The sequence below is a fragment of the Pedobacter sp. MC2016-15 genome (assembly GCF_026239695.1).
Lineage (GTDB): Bacteria > Bacteroidota > Bacteroidia > Sphingobacteriales > Sphingobacteriaceae > Pedobacter.
Genome location: NZ_JAPIVS010000001.1, coordinates 704,704 through 720,851 on the forward strand (window position 1 = coordinate 704,704; position 16,148 = coordinate 720,851).

12 protein-coding genes are annotated in these 16,148 nt (G+C 45.8%); 7 read left to right on the plus strand and 5 right to left on the minus strand.

All coding sequences use genetic code 11. The features are described from left to right. The first annotated feature begins 12 nt into the window (after nt 1–12). Nucleotides 13–2,187, plus strand: coding sequence for a S9 family peptidase (locus OQY15_RS03185; protein WP_265787657.1), 2,175 nt, complete (start codon nt 13–15; stop codon nt 2,185–2,187). A gap of 45 nt (nt 2,188–2,232) precedes the next feature. Here OQY15_RS03185 and OQY15_RS03190 read toward each other — a convergent pair whose 3' ends face one another. Beyond that, the gene (locus OQY15_RS03190) at nt 2,233–3,009 is read right to left on the minus strand and encodes an SDR family oxidoreductase (RefSeq protein WP_265787659.1); all 777 of its coding nucleotides are present in this window, start codon (nt 3,007–3,009) and stop codon (nt 2,233–2,235) included. 10 nt (nt 3,010–3,019) lie between these two features. Beyond that, nucleotides 3,020–4,840 carry a glycoside hydrolase family 15 protein gene (locus tag OQY15_RS03195; RefSeq protein ID WP_265787661.1) on the minus strand — a complete coding sequence of 607 codons (1,821 nt, stop codon included), beginning with the start codon at nt 4,838–4,840 and terminating at the stop codon, nt 3,020–3,022. 91 nt (nt 4,841–4,931) lie between these two features. Here OQY15_RS03195 and OQY15_RS03200 point away from each other — a divergent pair, with 91 nt between their 5' ends. Genes OQY15_RS03200 through pdeM form a run of 4 tightly spaced genes read left to right on the plus strand, consistent with a single transcriptional unit; the run spans nt 4,932 to nt 10,677 of the window. Further along, nucleotides 4,932–5,945 carry a ligase-associated DNA damage response exonuclease gene (locus OQY15_RS03200; RefSeq protein ID WP_265787663.1) on the plus strand — a complete coding sequence of 338 codons (1,014 nt, stop codon included), beginning with the start codon at nt 4,932–4,934 and terminating at the stop codon, nt 5,943–5,945. Between the two features lies 1 nt (nt 5,946). Further along, nucleotides 5,947–7,539, plus strand: a complete 1,593-nt coding sequence (locus tag OQY15_RS03205) for an ATP-dependent DNA ligase (RefSeq protein WP_265787665.1) — start codon at nt 5,947–5,949, stop codon at nt 7,537–7,539. After that, nucleotides 7,536–10,058 carry a ligase-associated DNA damage response DEXH box helicase gene (locus tag OQY15_RS03210; RefSeq protein ID WP_265787667.1) on the plus strand — a complete coding sequence of 841 codons (2,523 nt, stop codon included), beginning with the start codon at nt 7,536–7,538 and terminating at the stop codon, nt 10,056–10,058. Before OQY15_RS03205 ends, OQY15_RS03210 begins: the two co-directional genes overlap by 4 nt. Continuing rightward, nucleotides 10,042–10,677: a ligase-associated DNA damage response endonuclease PdeM gene (pdeM, locus tag OQY15_RS03215; protein ID WP_265787670.1), complete on the plus strand. Its 636-nt coding sequence runs from the start codon at nt 10,042–10,044 to the stop codon at nt 10,675–10,677. The genes OQY15_RS03210 and pdeM overlap by 17 nt, the downstream gene beginning before the upstream one ends. Here pdeM and OQY15_RS03220 read toward each other — a convergent pair. Together OQY15_RS03220 and OQY15_RS03225 are read right to left on the minus strand one after the other, a co-directional pair. Further along, nucleotides 10,674–11,120 carry an NUDIX hydrolase gene (locus OQY15_RS03220; RefSeq protein WP_265787672.1) on the minus strand — a complete coding sequence of 149 codons (447 nt, stop codon included), beginning with the start codon at nt 11,118–11,120 and terminating at the stop codon, nt 10,674–10,676. The two genes, pdeM and OQY15_RS03220, sit on opposite strands and share 4 nt — an antisense overlap. After that, complete coding sequence (locus tag OQY15_RS03225; protein ID WP_265787674.1) at nt 11,117–12,130, minus strand: cation diffusion facilitator family transporter; 1,014 nt, start codon at nt 12,128–12,130, stop codon at nt 11,117–11,119. Before OQY15_RS03225 ends, OQY15_RS03220 begins: the two co-directional genes overlap by 4 nt. Nucleotides 12,131–12,207: 77 nt before the next feature. Here OQY15_RS03225 and OQY15_RS03230 point away from each other — a divergent pair, with 77 nt between their 5' ends. Then, complete coding sequence (locus OQY15_RS03230) at nt 12,208–13,401, plus strand: pyridoxal phosphate-dependent aminotransferase (protein ID WP_265787676.1); 1,194 nt, start codon at nt 12,208–12,210, stop codon at nt 13,399–13,401. 128 nt (nt 13,402–13,529) lie between these two features. Here OQY15_RS03230 and OQY15_RS03235 read toward each other — a convergent pair whose 3' ends face one another. Beyond that, nucleotides 13,530–14,774 (minus strand): ABC transporter permease, encoded by a 1,245-nt coding sequence (locus tag OQY15_RS03235; RefSeq protein ID WP_265787678.1) that lies wholly within the window; start codon nt 14,772–14,774, stop codon nt 13,530–13,532. 318 nt (nt 14,775–15,092) lie between these two features. Between OQY15_RS03235 and queA the strand changes: the two genes are divergently transcribed. Then, nucleotides 15,093–16,142, plus strand: a complete 1,050-nt coding sequence (queA, locus tag OQY15_RS03240) for a tRNA preQ1(34) S-adenosylmethionine ribosyltransferase-isomerase QueA (protein ID WP_265787681.1) — start codon at nt 15,093–15,095, stop codon at nt 16,140–16,142. Nucleotides 16,143–16,148 lie beyond the last annotated feature (6 nt).

Below are 16,148 nucleotides of genomic sequence, written 5' to 3' on the forward strand. Positions count from 1 at the left end.
TATTGACACCCAATGAAGCAAAAACTAATTTTAAAACTTAGCCTGCTGCTGCTGGTCAGTTTTTTCTGTGCAAATACCTACGCACAAACAGAAAAGGGAATTAACTGGACAAAAGACGGCAATGGCTATTATGACATCTCTGATGGAGAAATTGTTGACATCACCCTTCCAAAAAGGGACAGAAAGACTATTCTCAACAGAACTCAGCTGACACCACAGGGCGCTAACCAACCGCTGAAGATTAAAAGTTTTGTCATCTCCGCTGATGGTACCAAAGTACTCATCTATACCAACGCAAAAAGAGTATGGCGCTACGAAACAAGAGGTGATTACTGGCTGGCCGACCTCAAAGCAAACATACTGATACAGATCGGAAAGGATAAGCCTGCTTCATCGTTGATGTTTGCTAAACTTTCTCCTGATGCAAGTAAGGTAGCCTATGTGAGCGGACACAACCTGTATGTGGATGATCTTGCCTCAAAAACTACTACAGCCCTGACCACTGACGGCAACGACCGGCTGATCAACGGAACGTTCGACTGGGTGTACGAGGAAGAATTCGACTGCAGGGATGGTTTCAGATGGAGCCCTGACGGAACTTCGATCGCCTACTGGCAGATTGATGCGAGAAAGATCAAAAACTTCCTGATGATCAACAACACGGATTCTATCTATCCTTTTGTAGTCCCTGTGGAATACCCGATTGTTGGAGAAAACCCTTCGGCATGCAAACTTGGTATTGTCAACATCAGTACCGCAAAAACTAACTGGGTAGATGTTCCCGGTGATCAGGTCCAGAACTATATCCCCAGGATGGACTGGATACCCAACACCAGTGATATCATCCTCCAGCAACTGAACAGGGAGCAAAATGTCTCCAAATTATTTGTAGCCAGCGCACAGACCGGCACGGTTAAAAACATTTATACCGAAACAGATAAGGCATGGGTTGATGCTGCTCCGCAATGGCACTGGATCAATGGTGGCAAGGAGTTTATCTGGATCAGCGAAAAAGACGGCTGGCGTCATTACTACCGGATCAGCAAGGATGGTAAAAAACAAACGCTGATCAATAAAGGTGCTTATGATGTGATTGAAAGCAGTCTGATCGATGAGAAAAACAACACTTTCTATTTTATGGCATCGCCGGCTAATGCTACCCAAAAATATTTGTATAAAACTAAACTGGATGGCAAAGGCCAGCTGGAGCGCGTGACACCATCGATTTTTCCTGGCACACATGAGTATGACATCTCACCGAACGGAAGTTTTGCAAGCCATACTTATGAAAGTGCTAATGTCAGCCCGATCAGGGAATGGATGCGTATCGATACCGGTAATCCTTTTACCATGGAAGGCAGCTTAACCAACCAGCTGGGCAGGATGCAGCAGCCTAAAAATAAAGTGGAGTTCTTCAAGGTGAAAACTGATGATGGTACCGAACTAGATGCCTGGATGAAAAAACCTGATAATTTTGACCAAACCAAGAAGTACCCGGTGGTATTTTATGTTTACGGAGAACCTGCCTCACAAACAGTGACGGATACTTATGGTGTTGGTTATAACTTCTTGTATGCGGGTGATATGCCTAAAGATGGATATATCTATATTTCTATTGAAAACCGTGGCGCCCCTGCACCAAAAGGACGTGAGTTCCGCAAGAGCATTTATAAAAATATAGGCTTACTGAATATTAATGATCAGGCTTCCGCAGCGAAGAAGATCCTCGAATGGCCTTTTATTGATAAAGACCGTGTGGCCGTCTGGGGATGGAGCGGTGGCGGTTCATCCACATTGAACCTGATGTTCCAGCATCCGGAAATCTATAAAACCGGAATAGCCATTGCAGCAGTGGGCAACCAGCTTACTTATGACAATATTTACCAGGAAAGGTATATGGGATCGCCATTAAAATCCAAGGAAGCTTATGTTAAGGGTTCTCCGATCACGTATGCAAAAAACCTGCAGGGCAATCTTTTGTATATTCATGGAACGGGAGATGACAATGTGCATTATCAAAATGCAGAAATGCTGATTGATGAACTGATCCGCAACCAGAAGGTTTTTCAGATGATGTCATATCCTAACCGCACACATAGCATTGGCGAAGGTGCCGGAACCAGGGAGCACCTGGCAAGGACATACACCAAATTTCTTCAGGAGCATTGTGCTCCCGGAGGGAAATAATCAAAAAAGGCTTGCAGAAATAAATATCCTGCAAGCCTTTTTTGATTAAGCGCCCTGCCCAATGTTGATGGACAATCCTCCGTCCATAAAATAAGTACTACCAGTCACATAATTAGCTTCCTCTGAGGCGAGAAACAGTGCTAAATAAGCAATCTCTTCCGCCTTTCCGGCTCTGCCAAGAGGAATATTCTCCTCCGCTCTTTTACGAACTTCAGGATCGTCCATTGCTTCCTGGTTCATTGCCGTCAGAATCATTCCCGGTGCAATATTATTTACATTGATACCAAATGGTGCTGTCTCCAGCGCCACTGTGCGCATAAAATTTCTGACACCTGCTTTTGAGGCATTATAATCTGCATTGCCGGGAGCATTGATCTCCTCGTGTACGGAGGAGATATTGATGATCTTGCCCGGTTTTTTTAATCCTTTACGGTGTTGTATAAATTTCCTGCTACAAAAAAATGTGCCATATAAGTTGGTACGAATAGTTTTATCAAAAGTGTCCGTCTCCATCTCGTCGATCGGGATCCCGGAACCATTCACCCCGGAATTGTTCACCAGAATATCTATGCCGCCGAAATCTTTGATCAGCTCCTCCATACGTTCTTCCACTTCCTCTTCATCACTCACATCCAGGCGGATCAGGCGTGACTCCTCCTGATGCTCCTGCACGAGTTTCAGTGCTTCTTCCCCGCGCTCCTGTTTGCTATGATAGCAAACGATCAATTTAGCCCCCTGTTTGGCAAATTCTAAGGCAATAGCGAGCCCGATACCGGAATCTGATCCGGTCACGAGGGCTACTTTGTTCTCCAATTTTTTCATTTGTATATCTTTATGGTTTTATTCTGTCCAGTTGTTTATCAAGTTCGAGTGCCGCACTGATCAGCGCCAGGTGAGTAAATGCCTGCGGGAAATTACCCAGATGCTCTCCCCTTTTGCCGATCTGCTCTGCAAACAGCCCCAGGTGGTTAGCATAGCCTGTCATCTTTTCAAAGTGTTCCAGCGCTTTATCAATCTCCTTATTTTTCGCCAGTACTTCAATAAACCAGAAGGAGCACATATTAAAAGTTCCTTCTACACCCTCGAGGCCATCGGCATCGCCATCGTTGTCATAGCGGTAGATCAGCACATCAGTACTGAGCTTTTCCTCAACTACCTTTAAGGTGGAAAGCCATCGTGGTTCATCAGGTGTCACAAAATGAACCAGGGGCATCAGTAACACGGAGGCATCCACTGCATCAGCGCCCTTATACTGCACCCAGGACTGCAGCTTCTCATTCCAGAAGTTTTCATAAATATCCACGTATATGGCATCCCTAACCTCTTTCCATTCCTGTTCAGGATACGGAAAAGACCGGTCAACTGCAATTTTAATTGCCCTGTCCATCGCCACCCAGCACATCAGACGGGTATGCAAAAACTGCTTCTTGCCATTACGTACTTCCCACATGCCATGATCAGGCTTCTTCCAGCCATCTACTACGCAAAGAATATGTTTCTGCACGGTTTGCCAGAACTCGTAGTTGATTTTACTATGATTCTTATTATACAGGTATATCGTATCGATCAGCTCTCCATATATATCCAGCTGATGCTGGTCTTTAGCCGCATTGCCGATCCTCACCGGTCCGGAGGCCATGTAGCCTTCCATATGCTCCAGCACCTCCTCTTCAGGTACATCTGAGCCGTCTATCGCATACATCAGTTTCAGAACGTCTTCACCGGAGCGCTCGTGAATCCATTTCAGAAATTCTGAAGCTTCTTCCCAGTAACCCAGCCGCAGAAAGGCATACATCGTAAATGCGGCATCACGAATCCAGGTAAAGCGGTAATCCCAATTTCTATCGAACCCGATTGATTCTGGCAAACTGAAGGTCGGCGCGGCAACCATAGAACCGTAGGTAGCGGAGGTAAGGAGCTTTAAGGTAATCGCCGATCTCAGTACCAGGTCGGTCCACCTACCTTTGTATGTAGACTTATGAATCCAGCGCCGCCAGAATCTGATGGTATCCTGATAGCTCGAGCTTTTATAAAAATCTATACTTCGCAGCTCTTTCTCATCTCCTTTTTCGGCAGACTCCAGTACGATCCATGTTTCTTCTCCCTGAGCAAGGGAAAAATCGGCATAGCCGTTATCACCTTTGTATTTAAGAGGAAAATCAGCCATCAGGCGCACCATCGTGTTGCCATCATTTACCGTATTGAATATCAACTCATTGTGACCTTTTTTTTCGATCTGATGGCTGGCTTTTGCGTAGTCAAATCTTGGAGAACATTTGATGTGATAATCCACATTTCCCCGAATGGTTTTAATTTTCCTGACTATTGCACAGACACTTTTGTTGCTGTCATTTTCTTCGATAGGCATGTAATCAGTGACTTCAGCAATGCCATCATCAGAGAAAAACCGTGTCAATAATACCGCAGTTCCGGGAATGTAGAGCTGTTTTGTTTTAAAACAATCAAATTGAGGAGTGATAGAGAAACTTCCGCCATTTTCCTTATCCAGCAGGCTGGAAAAGATTGTCGGAGAATCAAAATCCGGAAAACACATAAAGTCAATATTGCCACCTAGAGACACCAGGGCCACAGTCTTCATATTTCCGATAATTCCGTAATTTTCTATAGGTAGGTATGGGGGTATTTTTTTCACCCTTATTAAACCCCTAAATTGTTTTTATGTTTTAGCAGGCTCCTATTTGGAGTGCTAAAACTTTTGTATCAGGACATTGTTGTACCCTGCAATGGCACTTATCACATTCACCAATAAAGGCATTTATTGTAAGCAGGGCGACTTCTATATCGACCCCTGGAGACCTGTAAACCTGGCTGTCACTACTCATGGGCATGCCGACCACGTAAAGTGGGGCAACAAAGGATACCTGTGCCAGGAGCTGACCAAACCAGTCCTGCTGCAACGGCTGGGCTTCGACCTGCCCGTCCAGACCTTGCCTTACAACGAGGAAATCAGCATCAATGGCGTAAAAGTAAGCTTTTTCCCCGCCGGACATGTGATTGGTTCATCGCAGGTACGCCTGGAATACAAAGGCGAAATCTGTGTGGTCTCCGGAGATTATAAAGTAGAATATGACGGCATCAGCACGGAATTTGAACCTGTAAAATGTCACACCTTTGTATCTGAAAGCACTTTCGGGCTACCTATCTACAAATGGCTGCCTCAGGAAACGGTTTTCGGACAAATCAGAAACTGGATCTCCGATAACCACGACCAGATGAAAACGAGTGTGTTGGTGGCTTATAGTCTTGGAAAAGCACAGCGCCTGATCAAAAACCTTGCAGGAGATACACCTATTTATGTACACAACTCTATCGCCAACCTCAACGAAGGCTTTATAAAAGCTGGCGTAGACCTGCCCGAAACGATCAGGATCACGCCGGAAATAAAAAAAGATGAACTTCAAAAGGGTATTCTCATTGTACCACCTGCATTGGCAGACGGGAAATGGATGAAGAGCCTGCACCAGGCAGCCACCGGCGTTTGTTCCGGATGGATGCAGGTACGGGCGGGCCGCAGGTGGCGTGCAGCAGATGCCGGTTTTGCACTGAGTGACCATGCCGACTGGCCAGGTCTTTTATCAGCCATCAAAGCTACCGAAGCAGAAAAAGTATTTGTTACCCATGGTTTCGTCTCCACCTTCTCCAAATACCTGAATGAAATCGGAATCCCCTCGGCAGAGGTGGTGACCCGTTATGGTAATGAAGACGATGAAGAAGAAGAAATCTTAAAAGAAGCTTGATTTGAGAAGGTTCACACAATTGATACAGCAGCTGGAAACGAGCAATAAGACCAACGACAAGATCGCTGCCCTGGTTAGTTATTTTAGCACGGCCGATGAAAAGGATAAACCTTATGTAATTGCTATGTTCACGGGTAAAAAACCCAAAAGGCCAGTGCCTACGGCCCTTATACGGCAATGGGCTACGGAGCTGAGTGAAATCCCTGCATGGCTGTTTGCAGAAAGTTACCACAGTGTGGGCGACCTCAGTGAGACGATCGCGCTGGTCCTGCCACCAGCAAGGCATACGACCGACAGGAAACTGCATGAGTGGATCAATGACCTGGCGGCACTGAATGGAAAAAGCGATGAGCAGAAAAAGGAATTTATCCTGTATGCATGGGACAACCTGGATACGCAGGAGCGCTTTATTTTTAACAAACTGATTTCCGGCAATTTCAGAATCGGGGTGTCTAACAAGATGCTGGTAAATGCCATTTCCAAACAAAGTGATACGGATAGCAATAAGATCATGCACAGTATCATGGGAAAATGGAATCCCGGAGAGATTACATATGATGAACTCATAGCCGGATCGCATGTCAATACCGATAACTCATGGCCCTACCCTTTCTGCCTCGCCTATGCGCTGGAAGCGGAACCTGCCTCACTGGGAGGAACTGACGAATGGCAGGCGGAATGGAAATGGGATGGCATACGCGGACAGATCGTGAAGCGCAACGGGGAGCTTTTTATCTGGTCGCGCGGCGAGGAGCTGGTGACCGACCAGTTTCCTGAGCTTCATTTCCTCAGGGAGGAGCTGCCGGACGGGACGGTGATCGACGGGGAAATCCTGTCGGTAAAAGATGGGCAGGTGCAGGCCTTTAGTATCCTGCAACAGCGGCTCAACAGAAAGACGATTAACAAATCGCAGTTAAATGACGCCCCGATAGGTTTTTACATTTATGACCTGCTGGAATTCGAAACCAAAGATATCCGTACAGCCCCACTTTCTGAGCGCAGGAGCTTACTGGAAGACATTGTTGCGGGAATCATCACTCCCGGAGTGGCGATACTATCACCAGTAATCCAGTTCAGCAACTGGGAGCAGCTGGCGGAAATCAGGCAAGGCTCCCGCGATAATAACAGTGAAGGCATCATGCTCAAAAAACTGAGTTCCTTCTACCACAGTGGCCGCAAGCGTGGCGACTGGTGGAAATGGAAGATCAACCCCTATACGGTTGATACGGTGATGATCTACGCACAAAAAGGAAGCGGCAGGCGCGCCAATCACTTTACAGACTATACCTTTGCCGTGCGCGATGGGGAAAACCTGATCACGGTGGCCAAGGCCTATTCGGGATTGACAGATAAAGAAATTAAAGAGGTAGATTCCTTTGTGAAGAAAAATGCGATAGAAAAGTTTGGCCCTGTACGTACCGTAAAACCCGAACTGGTTTTTGAAATTGCTTTTGAGGGTATAGCCGAAAGTAAACGGCACAAGGCCGGACTTGCCCTGCGTTTTCCCCGCATCGCCCGCTGGCGCAAAGACAAGGTGGCCGCAGAGATCAATACACTTGATGATTTACGACAACTTTTAGCTTCAACATTATGACGCTGGAAAAAAGTAAAGGATATAAAAAGGTCATCCAATGGCTAAAGAGCAGCAAGAAGAAACCATTCAAATTTCAGACCGATGCCTGGCAGTATTATGCCGAAGGTTATAGCGGACTGGTAAATGCACCTACAGGTTTCGGGAAAACGTTTTCCATGTTCCTCGCAGTGGTGATTGATGAACTGAATAACCAGGAACCTGTAAAAACAAAAAAACGCAAACCGCAAGGCTTAAAGCTGATCTGGATCACACCCCTGCGCTCGCTCGCCAAGGATCTGGCAAGGGCGATGACGGAAGTATGTACGGCTTTGGAGCTCGACTGGCATGTGGGTGTCCGCAATGGCGATACGGCGCAAAGTGAAAAGCTCAAACAGAAGAAACAGATGCCGGAGGTACTGATCATCACTCCCGAAAGCATGCACCTGCTGCTGGCACAGAAAGATACTTCGCGCTACTTCGACAACCTGCAATGTATCGTTGCAGACGAATGGCACGAACTGCTGGGCAGCAAACGCGGCGTAATGGCCGAGCTGGCGATTTCACGCATCAGGGGACTGCTGCTGGAGAAACATCCGGAAAGACTATTGAGAATCTGGGGCATCTCTGCGACTATAGGAAACCTGGAACAGGCACTGGAGGTTCTGGTGCCCTATGAGGAAGTGCTCAAGACGATCGTGGTGGCAGAACTGGAAAAGAAAATCGAGATCAGGTCTATACTTCCGGATCATATTGATATGCTACCCTGGGCGGGGCACCTGGGACATAAGCTTGCACACAAGCTGCTGCCGGTGATCGAGAAAAGTAAAACCACGCTGATCTTTTGCAATACCCGCGGACAGGCCGAGTTGTGGTATCAGAATTTGCTGAAACTGGATGAAAACCTGGCGGGACAAATCGCCATTCACCACGGATCTATAGATTATGACCTGCGTAACTGGATCGAAGAAGCCATTCATACAGGAGCCCTAAAGGCGGTGATAAGCACCTCCTCACTGGATCTGGGGGTAGATTTTAAGCCTGTGGATACTGTTGTGCAGATCGGTTCCCCGAAAGGAGTGGCGCGCTTTCTCCAGCGTGCCGGCCGCAGCGGACACTCGCCCTATGAAACTTCAAAAATCTTCTTCCTCCCTACCCATGCGCTGGAGCTGGTAGAAGCCGCAGCGATCAAAGAAGCAGCAAAAACCAACAACATTGAAAGTCGCGAGCCTATGGTGCTCTCTTTCGATGTGCTCATTCAGTATATGGTTACTTTGGCCGTGGGCGATGGTTTCGATGATAAAAAACTATTTGAGGAGGTTAAACAAACCCATGCTTTCCGGGAGCTTGAATTATCAGAATGGAGCTGGATGATGCAGTTTATCACCACCGGCGGCGAAAGCCTGACAGCATATACTGAATTTAGTAAAGTAGAAAAAGAAGATGCCCTCTGGAAGGTAAAAAGCCGCCAGATGGCAATGCGTCACCGCCTCCACATTGGTGCAATCGTCAGCGATGCGATGATTAAGGTGAAATACATGACCGGAGGCTACGTAGGTATGGTAGAGGAATCCTTTCTTTCGAAAATCAAACCCGGCAACAGCTTTACACTGGCCGGACGTGTGCTGGAGTTCATCATGGTCAAGGACATGACTGCGCTGGTGAGAAAGAGCAAGCTAAAAACGGCGATCACCCCCAGCTGGAACGGTGGCAGGATGTCGCTCACCGCCAATCTCGGGGCGATCTTACGCCAGAAATATAATCAGACGCTCGACAAGACACACCAGGATGTGGAACTCGATATCATTTTGCCCCTGTTTGAACGGCAGGCAAAAGTTTCCCATGTACCCAAGGATGATGAGTTTCTGATTGAGCTGATCAAAACCCGCGACGGTTACCATTTCTTTGCCTACCCTTTTGAGGGCAGACAGGTGCACGAGATCATGGCCGCCCTGATCGCTTACCGTTTATCAAAGTCAAAACCCATCAGTTTTTCTATCGCCATGAACGATTATGGTTTTGAGCTGCTGAGTGAAAAGCCCATCCCCCTCGATGAGGAGAATATCAAAGATCTGTTCAGCCCGCTGAACCTGAGCGAAGACATCGTCGCCAGTATCAACTCTACGGAGATGGCCAGGCGTAAGTTCAGGGATATCGCCTGTATATCCGGGCTGGTGTTCCAGGGATTCCCGGGTAAGTATGTTGCCAACAAACACCTGCAATCCTCCTCAGCATTATTTTTTAATGTTTTTAGCGATTACGATAAACATAACCTATTATTGCGGCAGGCTTACGACGAAGCCTTTTATCAGCAGATTGAGGAACCAAGGCTGGCAGCAGCTTTACACAGGATACAGGCCAGCAAGGTGATCATCGTGAAAGCCGAAAGTTATACTCCCCTCTGCTTCCCGATCAAGGTAGACAGCTTAAGGGAGAACATGAGTTCTGAGGAACTGGGAGAAAGAATAGCAAGAATGACTGCCGAAGCGGAAAAGAAAACCGCCAGGGTACAACGAAGGAAAAAGAATGACCATCAATTGTAAAGGGGAAAGTTTAGTTTTAGATAAGGATAGGGCAATTTACTGGGAATCTAAAAAAATGCTGATCATCAGCGACCTCCACATGGGAAAGGCCGCACATTTCAGAAAAGCAGGCATACAGGTGCCCGCAACAGTGACAGAATCAGACCTGGACAAACTAGGCAGGCTGATAGAAAAATATAACCCGGAGATTCTTCTCGTTACCGGAGATATGTTCCACTCGGACATGAATACAGAAGTACAGGCCTTCAGTGCATGGAGGTCGGCATTTCCCGATCTGCGGGTGATCCTGATCAAAGGCAACCATGATCTCCTGTCAACTGACGAGTACACCGATCTGCAGGTAGAAATTTGTCCCAAAGAACTGTTGTGTTTCCCCTTCAGGTTTGTGCACGACCAGCCCAAAGTTTTCGATGAATACTACAACATCACGGGACATATCCATCCCGGCATCACCATTTACGGCAGGGCGCGTCAGCAGCTCAAACTGGCCTGTTTTTATTTTGGTAAAACCTGTGCCATACTACCAGCCTTTAGCCTGTTTACCGGATTGAGCAAAATCAGATCCGAGGAGGGCGACAAATTCTACGCGATCACCCCGGAAAAGGTTGTTGCTGTTTAATCACCTTCAGCCATCAGGGAAAGCAAGAGTGATACTGCCGTTTTATCTGTTCTGAAGGTTACATCATCTTCAGAAAGTTTCGTAAGGTTAACCCATCTGAAAGATTGCTGCGTATCCGGATCAAAATCAAAGACTTTGGTTTTATAGCTCAATTTTAGTGGACCGGCCTCTCTCACCAGGTAATAGATACTGATAATCTGACTTTCGTTGAATGAAGATTTCTCAAAAAAATCAGTCGTGTAAAAATGGCTGATCACTTCAATTTCGGCATTACACTCTTCCATAAACTCGCGCTTCAGCGCATCGGTAAGTCCTTCGCCATACTCCACACCCCCGCCGGGGAATTTACTGAAGCTTCTGCCTTCAGCATGTTCATCACTAATGAGCAACTGCTGTTCTTCATTGATTAACAAGCCGTATACTCTAACATTGAAATAACTCATTGAAAATGTTTTTTATTTTTGGTGGCATTGTCCACCGTCCAGGTGATCTCGCCGCTGAAAGCTTCGCTGCGCACAGGGCAGTTTTTCATTCTGCAGTAGCTGCAACACTCCGGTAAACAGGGGTCTGCATGGATAAAAAGCTCGGTATCATGCTCTCCGCTGCCATTGATCAGCTTATCAATATCCGAAATCTCGGTATGCACCTGGTTCAGGTCATAATAATAAGGCAGGGTAATATGGCAGTCGATATGTAAATCCGAACCATACTGCTGTGCCCGGAGGTTATGTACATCAATCCAGGCATCCTGCCGGTTGTCCTGCAGAATCCCCACAATCGTTTTTACCAGATCGGTATTACTCTCATCCATCAGTCCGCCAACAGAGGTACGTGTCAGTTTGTAACCACTGTATACAATGTATATTCCCAGCAATATCGAGATCACACTATCCAGCCAGAAGATCTGTGTCATTTTGATCAGGAGGATGCCCAGTACGAGTCCGCCGCTGGTCACTGCATCTGTCAGCAAATGTTTGCCATCAGCCTCGAGGGTGAGCGACCTGTGCTTTTTCCCCGTACGGATCAGGTAATATCCGGCGAAAAGATTGACCACCCCGGTACTCCCGATGATCACTGCACCTTCCAGCAGCTGAAAGATTTGCCTCGGAAAGATCAGGTCGTAGCTTGATTTGAAGATAATGATGAGTCCGGCGATGCCGATGAGTGTACCTTCCACAAAGGCGGAGAAGAACTCCACTTTTCCATGTCCGTAGGGATGGTTTTCATCCTTGGGCAGCGTAGCGAGGTAGATGCTGTAAAATGCAAAGCCACTGGCAAATACGTTCACAATACTCTCTGCTGCGTCGGTGAGGATCGCATTGGAATGTGTGATGAAATATGCACCGAATTTGGCCAGCATCAGTAGTATGCTAATGCAGAGGGAAACAAGTATCGCTTTCTTTTTAGGCAGCAAGGGGGAATGATTTAGCCCCCAAAAATACGCTTTCAGCATGATAATACCGTAAAAAGTATTTTTTTTTAGTCCATTGTTGGTTCAGGTTTTTATATTTGCTACCTTATCAAAGAATCATGACATTTTTATCTCAAAGGATCAACAATCTATCAGAATCACAGACCATTAAGATGGCAAAGCTGGGGAGAGAACTCACCGCTAAAGGAATTGACGTAATTAACCTGAGCTTCGGTGAGCCAGACTTCTTTACGCCGGAGCACGTGAAGGAAGCAGCCAAGAAGGCGGTTGACGAAAATTATTCTTACTACACTCCTGTTTCCGGATATCCTGAACTGCGTAAGGCGATTGTTGAGAAGTTCAAGAATGAAAATGACCTGACCTATACTTTTGACCAGATTGTGGTATCTACAGGAGCAAAACAATCTCTGGCAAATGCGGTTCTTTGCCTCGTTAATCCGGGTGAAGAGGTGATTGTGCCTACTCCTTACTGGGTATCCTACTCAGAAATGATCAAACTGGCGGAAGGTGAAACTGTATTCATCAATGCTACAGTAGAAAATGAGTTCAAAATCACTGCTGAGCAACTGGAAGCGGCAATTACGCCTAAAACCAAACTGTTCATGTTCTCTTCTCCGTGTAACCCTACAGGTTCTGTATACTCACATGAAGAACTGGCCAGCCTTGCTGCAGTTTTCGACAAATACCCAAATATCTACATCATCTCTGACGAGATCTATGAGCATATCAACTTTGTTGACAAACATGCATCTATCGCTGCATTTGACTCGATTAAAGACCGCGTAATTATCATCAATGGTTTCTCTAAAGCTTATGCAATGACGGGCTGGAGAGTAGGTTATATGGCTTCTAATAAAGAAATCGCCAATGCATGTGATAAATTACAGGGACAGATTACTTCAGGTACATCTTCTATCTCCCAGCGTGCAGCATTAGCGGCTTATCAGAACGGTCTGGAAACAGTTACAGCGATGAAAGATGAATTCAGGAAACGCAGGGATATCGTTTATGCGTTGTTGAAAGAAATCCCGGGTGTTCATGTAAATCTTCCTGATGGTGCATTTTACTTCTTCCCTACTGTAAAAGACTATTTCGGTAAGAGTGTCAACGGTAATGTGATCAGCAATGCTGAAGATCTTTGCCTTTACCTGTTGAACGAAGCTCATGTATCAACTGTTACAGGTGAAGCTTTCGGTAACGAGGAGTGTATCCGTATTTCTTACGCAGCCGCAGAAGACCAGTTGGTTAAAGCTGTTTCCAGAATTAAAGAAGCACTGTCCAAACTTAGCTAGAAAACCCCTTCCATAAAAAAAGGTCTTAGTCTTTCGATGCTGTATGTTGCGCTTCAGCAACATACAGCATCGAAAGACTAAGACCTTTTTTTGTTCCTGAGATGATCCTTTTGGTTCCTGAGAAAATCTTAAGATCTGATTGCCTCTACGGGATCTAATCTCGAAGCAGAATAGGCCGGCCAGAATCCTGATATGGTACCGATGATCAGCGATATCCCTACTCCCATAAAAATGTTCTTCATATACAGTACAACTTCTGTATCAAATCCATACTTGGAAATCAGCGTAAGGCCGTACACAAGTGCGAGACCAAGCATTCCACCCAGAAGACATAATGCAATGGCTTCAAACATGAACTGTAAAAGTATAAAATAGTTTTTTGCGCCCAGCGACTTCTGAATGCCTATGATGTTTGTCCGCTCTTTGACAGAAACGAACATGATATTGGCAATGCCAAATCCCCCGACAAGGATAGAAAACCCTCCAATGACCCAGCCTGCAATATTTACCATTTTGAACATGGTATCCAGCTGGTTGGTGATCATCGTTGTTTTATTGAGCGCAAAATCATCCTCAGTACCGGGCCTGATCCTGCGTATAGAACGCATGGCGCCCTGCAGTTCACTCTCCACTTCTTCCAGTGCGATATTTTCCTTGCCTCTGATGTTGATCTGCGGGTCATAGTTTCCACTCTGCACATCAAATAAACCTTTGGCAAAATTCAAGGGGATCAGAATGTTGTTATCCTGTGACATGCCCAGCATGTCCTCCCCTTCCTTTTTAAATACTCCAACTACGGTAACCCTGCGACCCATTACTTTGATCTGTTTCCCTACTGCAGGTTCACCGGAGAACAGGCCTTTGGCGATTTCTGCCCCAAGGATTACTACAGGAGCACCATTTTTACCTTCATTATCCGTAAAATAGCGCCCTTCCTGATAATCCAGGTTCCAGGTTTTGTCATAGTCCTGCGTGGCGGCGTGCAGAATTGCTCCTTCGACAGAGCTGCTGCGATATTTGATCGTTCTGCTGGTAGCAGTAGCTTCATAGGAAATCCCGTCCACATGCTCCAGACGGGTTTTTAAACCCTCATAATCACGCAGCGAGGGTTCCGGCCTGTTCACGTACTTCCACCATGGATAGTCGCCCCCAAATCCCCATGGCCATTTCTGCACAAACAGCGTTTTTGAACCCAGCTTGTCTACACTCGCCTGCAGCTTGTTCCTCAATGTATCTACACCGGAGAACACCGCAATAATCGTAAATATACCAATCGTGATCCCTAAGAGCGAGAGCATGGTGCGAAGCTTATTCTGGCGGAGGGCATCGGCAGCAAACCTGAAACTTTCTCCTATCAGTCTGAATATGATCATAATTATGGGTTAGATCAAAAATAGCTAAAAACGTTACAGCATTCAAGATCTTTTTTATCTGGTGATGCAGTGGTTTTGCCCGGATCGAAAGAGAGAGTCGTGCGACACTAGTCCGACATTAGTCCGACTTTTTGATATAAAAGTCGGACTAATGTCTCACCTGTCAAACCAGCACCATGTACCTATCCCGAACAAACTCCGGTGAAGCTCAGATGAGACACCTTCTGTATCTAAATTCCTTACAAATAAAAAGTCATTTTACACAATATTTCTATAAATTTTTGTAAATTTGCGCCCTCAATTATTTTATAAAAAAACATGAAGTTATCTCAATTTAAGTTTAATTTACCTGAGTCCTTAGTTGCCAGCAATCCTTCAGATCAAAGAGACGAAGCCCGTTTAATGGTCCTGCACAAAGATACCGGGGAGATTGAACATAAAATATTTAAAGATATTTTGGATTATTTTGATGATCAGGATGTCATGATATTGAACAACACCAAAGTTTTCCCTGCCCGTTTATATGGCAATAAAGAGAAAACAGGTGCAACCATCGAAGTATTTTTATTACGCGAACTGAACAGAGAACTGCGTTTATGGGATGTTTTAGTTGATCCTGCACGTAAGATCCGTGTTGGCAACAAACTTTACTTTGGTGATGATGACCTGCTGGTAGCAGAGGTTGTAGACAATACCACTTCCAGAGGACGTACGATCCGTTTCCTTTTTGATGGTACCGATGAGGAGTTCAGAAAGAATATCGAAATCTTAGGAGAGACACCTCTTCCAAAATATATCAAACGTAAGGCTACTGCGATGGACAAAGAGCGTTACCAAACGATCTTTGCAAAACATGAAGGTGCCGTTGCTGCTCCAACTGCGGGTATGCACTTTAGCCGTGAGCTGATGAAACGCCTGGAGCTGAAAGGTATTAACTTTGCTGAAGTAACCTTACACATTGGCCTCGGAACTTTCAGAACCGTAGAAGTAGAAGACCTGACCAAACATAAAATGGACTCTGAGCAGTTCATCATCGAGGAGAAACAGGCTGCTATCGTTAATAAGGCTTTGGAAAACAAAAAACGTATCTGTGCGGTAGGAACTACTTCTATGCGTGCTATTGAATCTGCTGTATCTTCAGGAAAAACGCTTAAACCGGCGAACGACTGGACGAGCAAGTTTATTTTCCCGCCATATGATTTCAGTATTGCCAATTCAATGATCACCAACTTCCACACACCAGAATCAACATTGTTGATGATGATCAGTGCATTTGGTGGTTATGATTACGTAAGACATGCGTATGACGTAGCGCTGAAAGAAAAATATCGTTTCTACAGTTACGGTGATGCAATGCTGATCATCTAATTGTAA